This is a genomic window from Ensifer sp. ENS08, from assembly GCF_014852195.1.
Classification (GTDB): Bacteria; Pseudomonadota; Alphaproteobacteria; order Rhizobiales; family Rhizobiaceae; genus Ensifer; species Ensifer adhaerens.
The window spans coordinates 171,644-187,728 of sequence record NZ_JACVBF010000002.1; the positions used below are offsets into that span (position 1 = coordinate 171,644).

Consider the following 16,085-nt stretch of genomic DNA (forward strand, 5'->3'; position numbering starts at 1 on the left):
CAAGACATGCTTCGAACGTTCGATATCGTTCTGATCGTCGTCATGACGGCCGCGGCCACGGTGACCTATACGATCAAGCACCGCGCCGAAAACAAGCTTGAGGAAGTCCGCAAGCTCGACGTGGCGATCAAGCTCGAGGAAGACACGATCGACCTGCTGCGGGCCGACTGGGCGCTTCTGACCCAACCGAACCGCCTGGAGCGTCTTGTCGGTGCCTTCGGAGCCGACCTGCAACTCGTGCCGACCCCCTCGACACAGCTCGCCCAGCCGCAGGAACTGCCGATGCTGAAGGCCGATCTGCCCGTGCCCGAGGACAAGTCGGCCAAGGATGGCATCGCCGCCATCATCGAAAAGACCGATAAGATCGCAACTGGCTCGGTGGCGCGCTGATGTCGTTTCTCTCCCGCATCATGGTGTTGAAAAGCAAGGCGCACTTCTCGGCGGGCGGCAACAACCGACCGGCTGAAAGCGGCGTCAACGTCACCTTCCAGGGGACGCGCAAGAAGACCACGAACCAGGCGAAGAACCGCGTCGCCATCGTGATCGCCAGCTTCGGCATCGTCTATGCCGTCATCGGCGGCCGCCTGGTGCAATACGGCATGGCGGCACCCGAAACCGTTTCCAGCATCGGCCGGGCCGACAACCTGATGGCGTCGCGCCCCGACATTCTCGACCGCAACGGCGAGATCCTCGCGACCGACATCCGCACCGTCTCGCTCTATGCCGAACCACACAAGATCGTCGATGCCGACGAAGCGGTCGAGCGGCTGTCGACGGTGCTGCCCGACATCAACGCCCGCGAAATCTACAACAAGCTCAAGTCGAAATCGCGCTTCCAGTGGCTGCGCCGGCAGCTGACCCCGAAGCAGCAGTCGGAGATCCTGGCGCTCGGCATTCCCGGCGTCGGTTTCCGCCCGGAAAAGCGCCGCTTCTATCCCGGCGGCCACACCGCCGCGCATATCCTCGGCCACGTCAACATCGACAACCGCGGCGTTGCCGGCATGGAGCGCTACATCGACAGCCAGGGGCTGGCCGACCTTGCCGCGATCGGCATGACCAGCGACGCCAAGCTCGAGCCGGTGAAGCTTTCGATCGACGTGCGCGTGCAGAACATCGTGCGCGACGTCATCGACGCGGGCATGAAGAACTACCAGGCGCTCGCTGCCGGCGCCGTCGTGCTCGACGTGCATACCGGCGAAGTGCTGGCAATGGCGTCCGTTCCCGACTACGACCCGAACAAACCGGCCGAAGGGGCGGAAGAGGGCTGGATGAACCGCATGTCGAACGGCACGTTCGAAATGGGCTCCACCTTCAAGACCTTCACGATCGCCATGGGCCTCGATTCCGGCAAGGTGACGCTCAACGACAGCTTTGACGCCTCGGCGCCGATCCGTATCGGTGGCTTCACCATCAAGGACTTCCACGGCAAGCGCCGCGTGCTGACTGTCCCGGAAATCTTCCAGTATTCGTCGAACATCGGCACCGCGAAGATTGCCGATCTCGTCGGCATTCCCGGCCACAAGGAATTCCTGACGCGCCTCGGCCTGCTTTCGAAGCTGCCGACCGAACTGCCGGAAGTGAAATCCCCGACGCAGCCGCGCGAATGGAAGAAGATCAACTCGGTCACCATCTCCTTCGGTCACGGCGTCTCGACGACGCCGCTGCAGACGGCAGTCGCGGGTGCTGCACTCGTCAACGGCGGCAAGCTGATCGAACCGACCTTCCTGCCGCGCACCGAGGAGCAGGCCGACGCCGTCTCCACACCGGTGGTCAAGAAGAGCACCAGCGACGACATGCGCTTCCTGCTTCGCTGGAACGGCATTGCAGGCTCCGGCAAGCGCGCACTGGTGCCGGGCTTCAACGTCGGCGGCAAGACCGGCACGGCCGACAAGGTGGTCAACGGCCGCTATGCCAGCGACCAGAACTTCAACGCCTTCCTCGCGGCCTTCCCGATCGACAACCCGAAATACATCGTGCTGACCTTCATCGACGCGCCGAAGACCGGCGAGGGTGGCGGGCGCACCGCAGGCTCGAACGCGGCTCCCATGGTTCGCGACATCATCAGCCGCTCTGCGCCGCTGCTCGGTGTCGAACCAAAGTTTGGAGAAGACGGTTCTGCCTTGCTTGTGTCTTATTAGACATGAAATGAGAAAGCGGACGATTCGCGATTCTTGCGGATCGAAATCGATGCGAGACGTGCGTTCATGAAGATCAAAGACCTGGCGGGATCGAGCTTCCCGGAACTTTCGGCGCAACTGAGCGGCGCTGCCGCCGATATCGACGTTGCCGGACTGACGGCCGATAGCCGGCAGGTTCAGCCAGGGGATCTCTTCGTCGCCGTTTCCGGCAGCAAGGCCAATGGCAGCGCCTATGTCGCCGATGCCCTGAAGCGCGGCGCGGTCGCCGTCGTCACCGAAGCTGGCTCAGACGTCGACACTTCGGCAGCGCCGGTCCTGAAGCTTTCCGAACCTCGCGCCTTTCTCGCCCGCGCTGCCGCTGCCTTCTATGGCCGCCAGCCGGAAACCATGGTCGCCGTCACCGGCACCGCTGGCAAGACCTCGGTCGCCTCCTTCACCCGCCAGGTCTGGGCGCATTCCGGTCTTGCAGCCGCGATGATCGGCACGACCGGCGTCGTCGCACCCGGGCGTAACGATTACGGCTCGCTGACGACGCCCGATCCGGTGTCGCTGCACAAGCTGCTCGCCGAACTTGCCGATGCCGGCGTCACCCATGCGGCGATGGAGGCCTCCAGCCACGGCCTCGACCAGAGCCGGCTCGACGGCGTGCGCCTGTCGGCTGCCGCCTTCACCAATCTCGGCCGCGATCACATGGACTACCACCCGACGGTGGAGCACTACATGGCCTCCAAGATGCGGCTGTTCGAGGCGCTGTTACCGAAGGGCGCGCCCGCGGTGATTTTTGCCGACGACCAATGGTCGGACCAGGCGATCGCCGCTGCCCGCAAGGCCAAGCTCGACGTGCGAACGGTCGGCCGCAAGGGCGATTACATTTCGCTGAAGCGGGTCGAGCACTTCCGCCACAAGCAGTCGGCCGAAGTGCATGTCGGCGACGACATCTTCGAAATCCACATTCCGCTTGCCGGCGACTTCCAGGTGGCCAATGCGCTCGTGGCGGCCGGCCTTGCCATGTCCACCGGCATCAGCGCCAAGGCTGCCTTCTCCGCGCTTGAAAAGCTGCAGGGGGCCTCCGGTCGTCTTGAACTGGTCGGCCAGACCAGGGACGGCGCGCTCGCCTATGTCGATTACGCCCACAAGCCGGATGCGCTGGAAAACGTGCTCGCCTCGGTGCGGCCGTTCACGACCGGCCGCGTCGTCGTGGTGTTCGGCTGCGGCGGCGACCGCGACAAGGGTAAGCGCCCGATCATGGGCGAGATCGCCACCCGGCTTGCCGACGTGACGATCGTGACCGACGACAATCCGCGCTCGGAAGTGCCCGATGTGATCCGCGCCGAAATCATGGCGGCGGCCAGGGGCGCCATCGAAATCGGCGACCGCGCCACGGCGATCCGCACGGCGGTCGGCATGCTGAAAACCGGCGACACGCTGATCGTCGCCGGCAAGGGGCACGAGGAGGGGCAGACGATCGGCTCCGTCACGCTGCCCTTCTCGGATCACGCGGAGGTCCGCAAGGCATTGGGAGGCTTGTGATTTGAACTGGCTCTGGACAAGCAGCGATCTCCTGGCCGCCATGAATGGCCGGCCGGTCGGCAATCTGCCTGAAGGCATCTCGGGGATCTCCATCGACAGCCGCTCGATCGGCAAGGGCGAAGCCTTCTTCGCGATCAAGGGTGATCGCGTGGATGGCCACGACTATGCGGGGATCGCGCTCGCCAATGGCGCCGCGGTGCTGGTCGTCAGCGAAGGCAAGCTGCCGGCGCTCGGACGGCTGAATGCGCCGATGATCGTCGTCGACGACGTGCTCGAAGCGATGATCCGGCTCGGCTGTGCGGCGCGCGACCGCAGTGCCGCCAAGATCATCGCCGTCACCGGTTCGGTCGGCAAGACGACCACCAAGGAGATGCTGCGCCACGTGCTTCAGCCGCAGGGCCGCGTGCATGCGTCGGTCGCCTCCTTCAACAATCACTGGGGCGTGCCGCTGACGCTTGCGCGCATGCCCGAGGCAACCGATTTCGGCGTCTTCGAAATCGGCATGAACCATCCGGGCGAGATCCGGCCGCTGACCGCCATGGTGCGCCCGCATGTGGCCATCGTCACCAGCATCGCTGCCGCCCATCTTGGCAATTTCGAGAGCCTCGACCAGATCGCCGAAGCCAAGGCCGAGATCTTCGAAGGCGTCGTCAATGGCGGCCACGCGCTGATCATTCACGACAGCCCGCAGTACAAGCTGCTTGAAGACGCCGCGGCAGCGGCCGGCGTCAGCCACATCCATTCCTTCGGCGCCAACCCGAAGGCCGAATTCCGGCTGGTTGAATTCAGCGGCGGTGCGGAGGGTTCCATTCTCTGGGCCGGCATCGGCGGTCGCACGTTGGAAGTCGCGATCGGTGCCCCCGGGCGTCACATCGCCGAGAATGCCGTTGCGGTTCTGGCAGCGGTGAAGCTTGCTGGCGGCGATCTCGACTATGCGGCTTCGGCGCTCGCAACTATGCAGGCCGAAACGGGCAGGGGCCGGCGCCACACGCTTTCGATCGGCGGCGGTACGCTGAAGCTGATCGACGAGAGTTACAACGCCAATCCGAGCTCGATGCGGGCGGCAATTTCGCTGCTGCGCGACAGCGAGCCGCCGGTCGGCGGCCGTCGTGTCGCCGTGCTCGGCGACATGCTCGAAATGGGCGAGCACGCGGCCGAGGTGCATGCGGCCCTTGCCCGTCCGCTCATCGAAGCCGGTATTACCGATGTCTGGCTCGCCGGACCGCTGATGGCGCACCTGCGCGACGCGCTTCCGCCCGAAGTTTCGGTGATCTATCGCGAGAGTGTTGAGGACCTCAAAGCCTATGCGCTGGCCGCTGTCGCGCCGGGCGACGTTGTCATGGTCAAGTCGTCCAAGGGGACCGGCTGCGCCAAGATCGTGCAGGCGCTGATCGAGAGCTATCCGGAGACGCAAGCCGAGGAATACGGGGCCGAGGGAACCGAAGCCGAGGGATAGCCGGCGTAATAAAAGCCGGCGGAACCGCCCATGATGGCGCGGTGGATACAGTTTGAGGTTAGGCGGCGCGCCCTAACACTTTCGCATGCAAGCGCGTATCGTTTTTCAGATGATTCTGTTGGACGTGTATTCGAAATACTACGGCGCCGCGTCTCCCGGGGCGGGAAAGCTTCGCTGTAACACTTTAAACTGCTGCATCATTGTGCAGGAAACCTTTGGGGAAAGGTCCCTTATGCTCATTTGGCTTGTGGAACTGGCGGACCACTTTCAGTTTTTCAATCTTTTTCGCTACATCACGTTCCGCACCGGCGCGGCGCTCTTCACGTCGGCCATGATCGTCTTCCTCTTCGGGCCCGCGATGATCGCCTCGCTGCGCATCCGCCAGGGCAAGGGCCAGCCGATCCGCGCCGACGGGCCGCAGACGCATTTCAAGAAGGCCGGCACGCCGACCATGGGCGGCCTGATGATCCTGGCCGGCATCGTCGTCTCGTCGCTGCTGTGGGCCGATCTGTCGAGCGTCTACGTGGTCTCGACGCTGCTCGTCACCCTCGGCTTCGGCGCCATTGGCTTCTACGATGATTACCTCAAGGTTACGAAGCAGTCGGACAAGGGTTTTTCCGGAAAGGCACGCCTCGGCATCGAGTTCGTGATCGCGGCGATCGCTGTGTTCTTCATGATGCAGGCCTCGCTTTCGGGCGGTCCGTCCGGCTCCACTTTCGGCTCCTCCGTCACTTTCCCCTTCTTCAAGGACCTGATCGTCAATCTCGGCTACTTCTTCGTGCTGTTCGGTGGCTTCGTCATCGTTGGCGCCGGCAATGCCGTGAACCTGACCGACGGTCTCGACGGTCTTGCGATCGTGCCTGTGATGATCGCCGCTGCCGCCTTCGGCCTGATTGCCTATCTCGCTGGTAACGCCGTCTTCGCCAACTATCTGCAGATCCATTTCGTGCCCGGCACGGGCGAGCTTGCCGTCATCCTCGGCGCTGTCATCGGCGCCGGCCTCGGCTTCCTCTGGTTCAATGCGCCGCCGGCCGCCATCTTCATGGGCGACACCGGGTCGCTGGCGCTTGGCGGCCTGATTGGCACCGTAGCCGTTGCCGTCAAGCACGAGATCGTCATGATCATCATCGGCGGCCTCTTCGTCATGGAGACGCTGTCGGTCATCATCCAGGTCTTCTGGTTCAAGCGCACCGGCCGCCGCGTCTTCCTGATGGCGCCGATCCACCACCACTTCGAAAAGAAGGGCTGGACCGAGAGCCAGGTCGTGATCCGATTCTGGATCATCGCCGTCATCCTGGCGATGGTTGGCCTCTCCACCCTCAAGCTGCGGTGAGCGGACGATGATCCCGGTCACTTCCTTCAAGGGCAGGAAAGTCGCTCTCTTCGGTCTCGGAGGTTCGGGCTTTGCGACCGCGCAGGCGCTCGTCGCCGGTGGTGCCGAGGTTACCGCATGGGACGACAACCCGGATAGCGTCGCCAAGGCTTCGGCCGCAGGCGTGCCGACGGCGGACCTGCGCACCGTCGACTGGGCGGCCTTTGCCGCCTTCGTGCTTTCGCCCGGCGTGCCGCTTACGCATCCCAAGCCGCACTGGACTGTGGATCTTGCCCATGCTTCCGGCGTCGAGATCATCGGCGACGTCGAACTTTTCGTGCGCGAACGCCGGGCGCATGCGCCCGATTGCCCCTTCATCGCGATAACCGGCACCAACGGCAAATCGACGACGACGGCGCTGATCGCACATATCCTCAAAAAAAGCGGCCGAGACACGCAGCTCGGCGGCAATATCGGCACCGCGGTGCTGACGCTTGATCCTCCGAAGGCCGGGCGCTTCTACGTGGTCGAGTGCTCGTCCTACCAGATCGATCTGGCGCCGACGCTGAACCCGACGGCAGGCATTCTGCTCAACCTGACACCCGATCATCTCGATCGCCACGGCACGATGCAGCATTACGCCGACATCAAGGAACGGCTGGTCGCCGGTAGCGGCACGGCAATCGTCGGTGTCGACGACAGTTTCTCGGCGCTGATCGCCGATCGGGTCGAGCGCGCCGGCACCAGGACCGTGCGGATCTCCCGTCGCCATGTGCTGGCAAGCGGCCTCTATGCCGAGGGCTCGCGCATCCTGAAGGCTGAAGGTGGCACTTCCGGCCTGTTCGTCGATCTCGACGGCATCCAGACGCTGCGCGGCGGTCACAACGCCCAGAACGCAGCCGCGGCCATCGCGGCCTGCCTTGCGGTCGGCGTCAGCGCGGCGGAAATCCACGCAGGCCTGAAGAGCTTCCCCGGTCTCAAGCACCGCATGCAGCCGGTCGGCCGCAAGGGTACGGTGGTCTTCGTCAACGACAGCAAGGCGACCAATGCGGATGCGGCGGCGCCGGCGCTTTCGAGCTATGACCGCATCTACTGGATCGCCGGCGGTCTGCCGAAGGAAGGGGGCATCACGACGCTTGCACCCTTCTTCCCGAAGATCGCCAAGGCCTATCTGATCGGCGAGGCCGCACCGGCTTTCGCCGCGACGCTCGGCGAAGCCGTACCCTATGAGATCTCAGGCACGCTGGAGCAGGCGGTAGCGCATGCCGCGGCCGATGCCGGCAGGGACGAGACGGGCGGCTCGGCGGTGATGCTCTCACCGGCTTGCGCAAGCTTCGACCAGTATAAGAACTTCGAGGTACGCGGTGATGCCTTCGTCGGACATGTGCGCGCGATCGAAGGCGTGACGATGCTGATTTGATCCCTCGGCCGGCGCGCATGCGTGCCGGTCGATGCGGAAGGTGGTGCGGGATTTCGGACGTGGGCGCGATGGGCGCCGGAGAAGGGGACTGACAAGATGGTAAGCCGAGCCGAACGTGGCCCCGTGGCCGACTGGTTCTGGACGATCGACAGGTTCTTTCTGGCGACCTTCATCCTGTTGATGGGCGTCGGCTTCATGCTGTCCTTCGCCGCAAGCCCTGCCGTCGCCGAGCGCATCGGCCTCGACAGCTTCCACTTCGTCCGGCGCCACGCACTCTTCCTTCTGCCGTCGCTGGTGGTGATGGTGGGGATTTCCTTTCTCTCGCCGCGCCAGGTCCGGCGCGCGGCGATTCTGCTTCTTGCCGGTTCGCTCGGCATGATGGTGCTGGTGCTCTTCATCGGCGAAGAGGTGAAGGGCTCGATGCGCTGGATTTCGCTCGGTGGGATTTCGATCCAGCCGTCGGAGTTCATGAAACCGGCCTTCGTCGTCGTCTGTGCCTGGCTGTTTTCCGAACATGCGCGCCAGCCGGAAATCCCCGGTAATCTCTTTGCCATCCTGCTCTTCGGCATCGTCGCGGCCCTGCTTGTCGCCCAGCCCGACCTCGGCCAGACGATCCTGACCACCGCCGTCTGGGGCGGCATGTTCTTCATGGCCGGCATGCCCTGGCTCTGGATCATCCTGCTCGGCGGTGCGGCCCTCGGCGGCTTCTTCGTCGCCTATACGTTGCTGCCGCACGTGGCCGCGCGTATCGACAAGTTCCTGACGGGCGAAGGCGACACCTTCCAGATGGATACCGCCCGCGAGGCGATCATCCGCGGCGACTGGTTCGGCCGGGGCCCGGGCGAAGGCATCGTCAAGCGCATCATCCCGGACAGCCATACCGACTTCGTCTTTTCCGTTGCCGCCGAGGAATTCGGCATCGTCTTCTGCATGGTCATCGTGCTGATCTTCGCCTTCCTGGTGATGCGCGGCCTCAACCATGCCTTCCGCGAACGCAACGACTTCAACCGGTTCGCCGTTGCCGGCCTGGTGCTTCAGATCGGCATCCAGTCGATGATCAACATCGGCGTGAACCTCGAACTGCTTCCGGCCAAGGGCATGACCCTGCCGCTGATCTCCTATGGTGGCTCGTCCATGGTGGCGATCTGCGTCACTGCCGGCTTCATCCTGGCCTTGACCCGTCACCGCCCGGAGAAGCGCGCCGTGGAGCGCAGCCTGTTTCGGTCCGGCATTGGCGTGCCGGCGGAGTAAAATATGACTAAAGGCATCATCCTGCTTGCCGCCGGCGGTACCGGCGGCCATCTCTTTCCGGCAGAAGCGCTGGCCCACGAACTGAAGGCCATGGGCTATTCGGTGCATCTGGTCACCGATAGCCGCGCCGAACGTTATGCCGGCAAGTTCCCGGCCGACGAGGTTCATGTCGTGCCTTCGGCGACAATCGGCTCGAAGAACCCGGTCAGCGTCGTCAAATCGCTCTGGACGCTGTGGAGCGGCATGCGCGCGGCGCGAAAGCTGATTGCCCGGCTGAAGCCCAAGGCCGTCGTCGGCTTCGGTGGCTACCCGACCGTGCCGCCGCTCTTGGCGGCAACCGGCATGGGTGTGCCGTCGATCATCCACGAGCAGAACGCGGTCATGGGACGCGCCAACAAGGCGCTGGCCTCGCGCGTCAAGGCGATCGCCGGTGGCTTCCTTCCGGAGGGCACGGGCGCCTTTGCCGCGAAAACCGTGACGACGGGCAACCCTGTTCGCCCGGCGGTGCTAGCCGCCGCCAACACGCCCTATGCGTCGGCTGTCGGCGACGCGCCATTCCATCTCGTCGTCTTCGGCGGCAGCCAGGGCGCACAGTATTTTTCCAAGGCAGTACCGCAGGCGATCTGCCGTCTCGACGACGAGGTTCGCCAGCGATTCAAGGTCACGCAGCAGGCCCGGCCGGAAGACAGGGACGGCGTGATCGCCACCTATGAGAAGCTCGGTGTGCCCGCCGAGGTCTCGCCGTTCTTCACCGATATGGCCGAGCGCATCGCCGGCGCTCAGCTCGTCATTTGCCGCTCCGGCGCCTCGACGGTATCGGAGCTTGCGGTCATCGGCCGGCCGGCGATCCTCGTGCCCTATCCCTATGCGCTCGATCACGACCAGGCGGCCAATGCGGCCGCCCTTGCCGCCAAGGGTGGCGCACGCGTGATCGCGCAGGCCGAACTCACCGCCGACCGTCTCGCCGGCATCCTCAATGATGCGATCGGCAAGCCGCAATCGCTCGCGGAGATGGCGGCAAATGCCCGGGAAACCGGCAAGCCGGACGCAGCAAGCTTGCTTGCATCCCTCGTAGAGGCTATTGCCAGCGGTTTGACAGTCGAGAAATTCAGGGAAACACGCTCATGAAAATGCCGAAAACCATCGGGCTGGTCCATTTCATCGGTATCGGCGGCATCGGCATGAGCGGCATCGCCGAGGTGCTGCACAATCTCGGACACAAGGTCCAGGGTTCCGACCAGTCCGACAGTGCCAATGTGCAGCGCCTGCGCGCCAAGGGCATCGAGGTCTTCGTCGGCCACAAGGCGGAAAACCTCGGCGAAGCCGAGGTGATCGTCGTTTCGACCGCGATCAAGAAGGACAATCCGGAACTGATCGCCGCGCGCGAGAAGTTCCTTCCCGTCGTGCGCCGCGCCGAGATGCTGGCCGAGCTCATGCGCTTCCGCAATGCGATCGCGATCGGCGGCACTCATGGCAAGACGACCACGACCTCGATGGTCGCAGCGCTGCTTGAGGCCGGCGGGCTCGACCCGACCGTCATCAACGGCGGCATCATCAATGCCTATGGCACCAACGCCCGAATGGGCGAGGGCGAGTGGATGGTGGTTGAGGCCGACGAATCCGACGGCACCTTCCTGAAGCTGCCGGCTGACGTTGCCATCGTCACCAATATCGACCCGGAACATCTCGACCACTACGGCAATTTCGATGCCGTACGCGCCGCGTTCCGCCAGTTCGTCGAGAACGTGCCCTTCTACGGTTTCGGCGTGCTCTGCCTCGACCATCCGGAAGTGCAGACCATGGTCGGCAAGATCGAGGACCGCAAGGTCGTGACCTACGGCGAGAACCCGCAGGCCGACGTGCGCTTCCACAACATCCGCATGGACGGCGCCACCTCCGTCTTCGACATCGAGATCCGCCGCCGGCGCACCGGCCAGGTGATCCCGATGAAGGACCTGCGCCTGCCGATGCCCGGCCGCCACAACGTGTCCAATGCGACCGCGGCGATCGCCGTTGCGCAGCGCCTCGGCGTCAGCCCGGAAGCGATCGCCAAGGGGCTTGCCTCCTTCAGCGGCGTCAAGCGCCGTTTCACGCTGACCGGCGAGACGAACGGCGTGCGCGTCTATGACGACTACGGCCACCATCCGGTCGAGATCAAGGCGGTGCTGCGCGCCGCACGCGAGGCCTGCCAGGGCCGAATCATCGCCGTGCACCAGCCGCACCGCTACTCGCGCCTTTCGAGCCTGTTTGAAGATTTCTCGGCCTGCTTCAACGATGCCGACACGATCCTGATCGCGCCTGTCTATGCGGCCGGCGAAGACCTCATTCCGGGCGCAACGGCCGAGGAACTGGTCGATCGCATCAAGGCGGGTGGCCATCGCGACGCCCGTTACGTCTCCGGTCCGGAGGCAATCGCGCCGGTTGTCAGCAAGATTGCACAGCCCGGCGATTTTGTGGTTCTCTTGGGGGCTGGCAGCATCACCTACTGGGCGGCTGCCCTGCCTAAGGAACTCGCGGATATTTCAGGAAATTGAGCATGAAACAGGTCAACGGTCAGAAACTACTGGAATCGCTCGGAAGTGGCGTCAGCGCTGTGCGCGGCCGTATCACGCCGGATGCGCCGATGGATCGTGTCACCTGGTTCCGCGCCGGCGGTCTTGCCGAGCTGATGTTCCAGCCGCACGACACCGACGATCTCATCACCTTCCTGAAGCTGGTCCCGGCTGAAGTGCCGGTCATGGTTGTCGGCGTCGGCTCGAATCTGCTGGTGCGCGACGGCGGCATTCCCGGCGTCGTCATCCGGCTGTCGGCCAAGGGTTTTGGCGATCTGGAGCTGGTCGGCGAAAACCGCATCAAGGCCGGCGCGATCTGCCCGGACAAGAACATCGCGGCCATGGCGCTCGATCACGGCATTGGCGGCTTCTACTTCTACTACGGCATTCCCGGCTCGCTCGGCGGCGCGCTGCGCATGAACGCCGGCGCCAATGGTGCCGAGACCCGCGAGCGGGTCGTCGAGGTGCACGCGGTCGACCGTCAGGGCAACCAGCATGTGCTGTCGAATGCCGACATGGGCTATGCCTACCGCCATTCGGCGGCGGCGAAGGACCTCATCTTCACCCACGCGGTGTTCGAAGGCTACGCCGAGGACAAGAACAAGATCCGCACCGACATGGATGCCGTGCGCCAGCATCGCGAAACGGTGCAGCCGATCCGCGAAAAGACCGGTGGCTCGACCTTCAAGAACCCGGAGGGCCACTCGGCCTGGAAGCTGATCGACGAGGCCGGCTGCCGCGGCATGATGATCGGCAGCGCGCAGATGTCGCCGCTGCACTGCAACTTCATGATCAACACCGGCCAGGCGACCGGCTACGAGCTCGAATATCTCGGCGAAACCGTGCGCCAGCGCGTGCTCGAACATTCCGGCGTCCGGCTCGAATGGGAGATCAAGCGCATCGGCAACTTCATGCCGGGCTACGAGATCAAGGAGTTCCTCGGCCGCGGCATCGCGTAAGGCTCGGTTGCGAGACGTGATCTGAAAGGCCGTGGCGGAAGCGCTGCGGCCTCTTGTTTTTCCGGCGGGCGACAAGCGGCTGCCAGCGCCTTTGCAGAATGCCGGGTCGCCTACTCAATCACGGTCGAGGAGAAAGCTCGAGTGCGTTGCTTGCAAAGACTGTCGTATGCGAGGTTGCTCGCCGTTTCAGCCCTATTGGCCAATCTTGCGTTCTTTGCGCCCGTCAAGGCTATGGATGAGGTGCGTCTGCAAGCTGCCGTCGCCTCGCTCGGTGACGGTGCTGACGCCCAGCGTCTCGAAGCCAGGGTTGCCGATCTCGTAAAATCAGGCGACCAGATCGAGCTTGCGAAGCTGGCCGAACAGATCCGGATGAAAGACGGCGATTTCCTCGACATTCTGGCAAAGTTCTATGAGCAGCCGGAGCAAGCGAACGCGACGCCCGGTTGGCAGCAGATCGCACTCTCAATGGGGCCATGCCACTACGCCAATGCTGCCATCCGCATCGTCGCGATGACGATCGCGAACGGCACTCACCCAGCCATCCGAAACGGCGTTGTCATGATCGACGGCACGGAGGTCGACAATATTTTTGCGGAATCGATGCATCGCTGCGAGTTGATTGCGCGTCTTCCCAAGTCCACGCGGCAGGTCGGCTCTAGCTGCGCCATGACCGGCGACTGCGCCGACGATCCGGACCTCATGGAGCAGCAGTGAGTCGAGCAGCCAGCGCTTTGCTGGCGCTGGCCCGCCGCGTGCTGCGATCGTCATCGGATTGGCTTCGGAGGCTTCGCGAACAGAGGGCGCCAAACGAAAGGGCCGCAGCGTTGCCGCTGCGGCCCTTCTTCGTTGTGATCGGCCGCGCTAGGCGGGGCCAGTCGTGATCAGGCCGAAACCTCGTCTTCCGTCGACAGCACCAGGCACAGAAGCGTGATGGCGGCGGCGGCGAGCAGGTAGTAGCCGACGTAATCGAGGCTGTAGTTGGTGGCGAGCCAGGTGGCGATGTACGGCGCCAGCGACGCGCCGAAGATGCCGGCGAGGTTGAAGGTCATGGACGCGCCGGTGTAGCGCACCGAGGTCGGGAAGGGGGCTGCCAGCGCTGCGCCGATCGGGCCGTAGGTGAGGCCCATGAGGCCGAGGCCGATGATCGAGAACAGGAAGGCGCCGCCAAGGCCGCCGGCAAGGAGCGGGGCCATGAACAGGCCGAAGACGCCGATGCCGATGGTGGTGATGATCAAGATCAGGCGACGGCCGTAGCGGTCCGAGAGGATACCGGCAACCGGGATCATCAGGCCAAAGAAGACGACGCCGGTCATCTGCACGACCAGGAACTGCTCACGCGAATAGCCGAGCTTCGCCGTGCCCCAGGAGAGCGAGAAGACGGTCATCAGGTAGAACAGCACGAAGGTCGCAAGCGCCACGAAAGTGCCGAGCACCAGGCTGCGCTTGTGGAAACGGAAGATCTCGGCGATCGGCACCTGCACGCGCTCGTGCTTGTCGACGGCCTTCTGGAACTCTGGCGTTTCGGTGATCTTCAGGCGGACATAAAGGCCGACGGCGACGAGCAGGATGCTGGCGATGAACGGCACGCGCCAGCCCCAGGCGAGGAAGGCTTCGTTGCTCATCACTTCGCCGAGGATCAGGAAGGTGCCGGCCGACAGGATGAAGCCGATCGGCGCGCCGAGCTGCGGGAACATGGCGTACCAGCTGCGCTTGCCCTCAGGCGCATTCTCGGTGGCAAGCAGCACTGCGCCGCCCCATTCGCCGCCAAGGCCGAGACCCTGGCCGAAACGGCAAAGTGCGAGCAGCAGCGGAGCTGCGACGCCGATCGTGGCATAGGTCGGCAGAAGGCCGATGACGACCGTGGAGATGCCCATGGTCATCAGCGCCGCCACCAGCGTCGCCTTGCGGCCGACCTTGTCGCCGAAATGGCCGAAGATCACGGCCCCGAAGGGGCGGGCGAAAAAAGCGATCGAGAAGGTCGCGAAGGATTGCAGCATTGCCGAGGTCGGGTCCGAGCCCGGGAAGAACAGGTGCGGGAACACCAGAACGGCGGCGGTGGCGTAAACGTAGAAGTCGAAGAATTCGATGGTCGTGCCGACGAGGCTCGCGAACAGCACCCGGGCAGGGGAGTTCACTGCCGCGTGCTTTGACGCATTGTCCTTCGGCGACAGGGAGGTTGTCGCGTCTGTCATTATCATTGTTCCTATGGATGTAAGACCGTCTTGGGAGGCGGGTGCGGGCGTCTTAACGCAAGTTTCGACATGACGAAACCCTGATATCGTAAGAAGTGCGAACGATATCGGCGTCATGCGCATCATTATTCTGTCGGCGCTCCGCCCTGGGGCCGCGGCGCGGGAGGGCCTTTTCGCTTGCGCCTCAACTGCTTTGCCGTAGGCAGATTTTCACGTTTTGCGGGAGCTTCGCCTGGCGGGACAACCCGGATTGACGAGAATCAAATTGTGGCAAACTCTCGGCGGCGAAGCGATCGGCTTCGTTTTTCAGGAGCGAATGCATGTTCAAAAGGCTTTCTGCGGAATTTCTCGGTACATTCTGGCTCGTTTTCGGCGGTTGCGGCAGCGCCGTGCTGGCCGCTGCCCTTCCTGAGGTCGGTATTGGTTATCTCGGCGTCTCCTTTGCTTTTGGCCTGACGGTGCTGACCATGGCCTATGCGGTCGGCGGCATTTCCGGCGGGCATTTCAATCCGGCCGTCTCGGTGGGGTTGCTGGTTGCCGGCAAGTTCCCGGCGCACAAACTTGTCGGCTATGTCATCGCCCAGGTGCTGGGTGCCATCGCCGCGGCGGCGGTTATCTATCTGATCGCCAGCGGCAAGGGGGATTTCCAGCTCGGTGGCTTCGCTGCCAACGGTTACGGCGAGCATTCGCCGGGCGGCTACTCGCTGACGGCGGCGCTGGTTGCCGAGGTGGTGCTGACCGCCTTCTTCCTGTTCATCATTCTCGGCTCCACCCATGGCCGAGTGCCCGCGGGCTTTGCGCCGATCGCCATCGGCCTGGCGCTGACCCTGATCCATCTGGTCTCGATCCCGGTGACGAACACGTCGGTCAATCCGGCCCGCTCGACGGGGCAGGCGCTCTTCGTCGGCGATTGGGCGGTCGCGCAATTGTGGCTGTTCTGGGTGGCGCCGATCGTCGGCGCGGCGATCGCCGGCATCGTCTGGAAGATCGTCGGTGATGACGACTGATCCAATTCGGATGCCGTGACGCCTAGACCCGCCGCCCTGGCTGCGGCGGGTTTTTTCATTTTTTCTTCTGTTTATGCATTAGATTCAAGATTGCTCCGCAACCCTTTGATCTCTCGCTAAAATGCCTTGTTCCACATGCGCTTGCGCCTGCAACCGGCGTTTCATTTCCTGACCGGGGTTAACGAAAGTAAACGGTTCGTTAACCTTAATGACGTTCTAGTGACCCCAATGGCGCAGCTGACTCGCGAGGGCGGGAGCCAGCCAGACG

General features: G+C 63.9%; 13 protein-coding genes. 12 read left to right on the forward strand and 1 reads right to left on the reverse strand.

Translation table 11 applies throughout. The features are described from left to right. Positions 1-6: 6 nt before the first annotated feature. The 11 genes from IB272_RS06340 to IB272_RS06390 all read left to right on the forward strand — a co-directional run bounded on the left by IB272_RS06340 (position 7) and on the right by IB272_RS06390 (position 13,332). The gene (locus IB272_RS06340; RefSeq protein WP_034792423.1) at positions 7-390 is read left to right on the forward strand and encodes a hypothetical protein; all 384 of its coding nucleotides are present in this window, start codon (positions 7-9) and stop codon (positions 388-390) included. Next, a complete protein-coding gene (locus IB272_RS06345; protein ID WP_060582686.1) occupies positions 390-2,138 on the forward strand; it encodes a penicillin-binding protein 2 in 1,749 nt (582 codons plus the stop codon). The genes IB272_RS06340 and IB272_RS06345 overlap by 1 nt, the downstream gene beginning before the upstream one ends. Positions 2,139-2,204: 66 nt before the next feature. Next, positions 2,205-3,668 carry a UDP-N-acetylmuramoyl-L-alanyl-D-glutamate--2,6-diaminopimelate ligase gene (locus tag IB272_RS06350; RefSeq protein ID WP_060528867.1) on the forward strand — a complete coding sequence of 488 codons (1,464 nt, stop codon included), beginning with the start codon at positions 2,205-2,207 and terminating at the stop codon, positions 3,666-3,668. Between the two features lies 1 nt (position 3,669). Continuing rightward, complete coding sequence (locus IB272_RS06355; RefSeq protein WP_034792439.1) at positions 3,670-5,124, forward strand: UDP-N-acetylmuramoylalanyl-D-glutamyl-2,6-diaminopimelate--D-alanyl-D-alanine ligase; 1,455 nt, start codon at positions 3,670-3,672, stop codon at positions 5,122-5,124. Positions 5,125-5,356: 232 nt separating this feature from the next. Continuing rightward, entirely contained in the window at positions 5,357-6,457 is a 1,101-nt protein-coding gene (mraY, locus tag IB272_RS06360) for a phospho-N-acetylmuramoyl-pentapeptide-transferase (protein WP_034792441.1), read from the forward strand. A gap of 7 nt (positions 6,458-6,464) precedes the next feature. Then, on the forward strand, positions 6,465-7,856 hold the full coding sequence (murD, locus tag IB272_RS06365; RefSeq protein WP_060582687.1) for a UDP-N-acetylmuramoyl-L-alanine--D-glutamate ligase: 1,392 nt from the start codon (positions 6,465-6,467) through the stop codon (positions 7,854-7,856). A 96-nt stretch (positions 7,857-7,952) separates the two neighbouring features. After that, a complete protein-coding gene (gene ftsW, locus IB272_RS06370; protein ID WP_034792447.1) occupies positions 7,953-9,107 on the forward strand; it encodes a putative lipid II flippase FtsW in 1,155 nt (384 codons plus the stop codon). A gap of 3 nt (positions 9,108-9,110) precedes the next feature. Beyond that, positions 9,111-10,235, forward strand: coding sequence for an undecaprenyldiphospho-muramoylpentapeptide beta-N-acetylglucosaminyltransferase (gene murG / locus IB272_RS06375; protein WP_060515928.1), 1,125 nt, complete (start codon positions 9,111-9,113; stop codon positions 10,233-10,235). After that, a complete protein-coding gene (murC, locus tag IB272_RS06380) occupies positions 10,232-11,641 on the forward strand; it encodes a UDP-N-acetylmuramate--L-alanine ligase (protein WP_060515929.1) in 1,410 nt (469 codons plus the stop codon). The genes murG and murC overlap by 4 nt, the downstream gene beginning before the upstream one ends. A 2-nt stretch (positions 11,642-11,643) precedes the next feature. After that, positions 11,644-12,618 (forward strand): UDP-N-acetylmuramate dehydrogenase, encoded by a 975-nt coding sequence (gene murB, locus IB272_RS06385; protein ID WP_034792458.1) that lies wholly within the window; start codon positions 11,644-11,646, stop codon positions 12,616-12,618. A 150-nt stretch (positions 12,619-12,768) separates the two neighbouring features. Beyond that, positions 12,769-13,332: a hypothetical protein gene (locus IB272_RS06390; RefSeq protein ID WP_162732996.1), complete on the forward strand. Its 564-nt coding sequence runs from the start codon at positions 12,769-12,771 to the stop codon at positions 13,330-13,332. Positions 13,333-13,499: 167 nt separating this feature from the next. On the opposite strand, the gene IB272_RS06395 is transcribed toward IB272_RS06390, so the two are convergent. After that, positions 13,500-14,810, reverse strand: coding sequence for an MFS transporter (locus IB272_RS06395; protein WP_060515931.1), 1,311 nt, complete (start codon positions 14,808-14,810; stop codon positions 13,500-13,502). Positions 14,811-15,130: 320 nt separating this feature from the next. Between IB272_RS06395 and aqpZ the strand changes: the two genes are divergently transcribed. Beyond that, a complete protein-coding gene (aqpZ, locus tag IB272_RS06400; protein ID WP_060582689.1) occupies positions 15,131-15,817 on the forward strand; it encodes an aquaporin Z in 687 nt (228 codons plus the stop codon). Positions 15,818-16,085 lie beyond the last annotated feature (268 nt).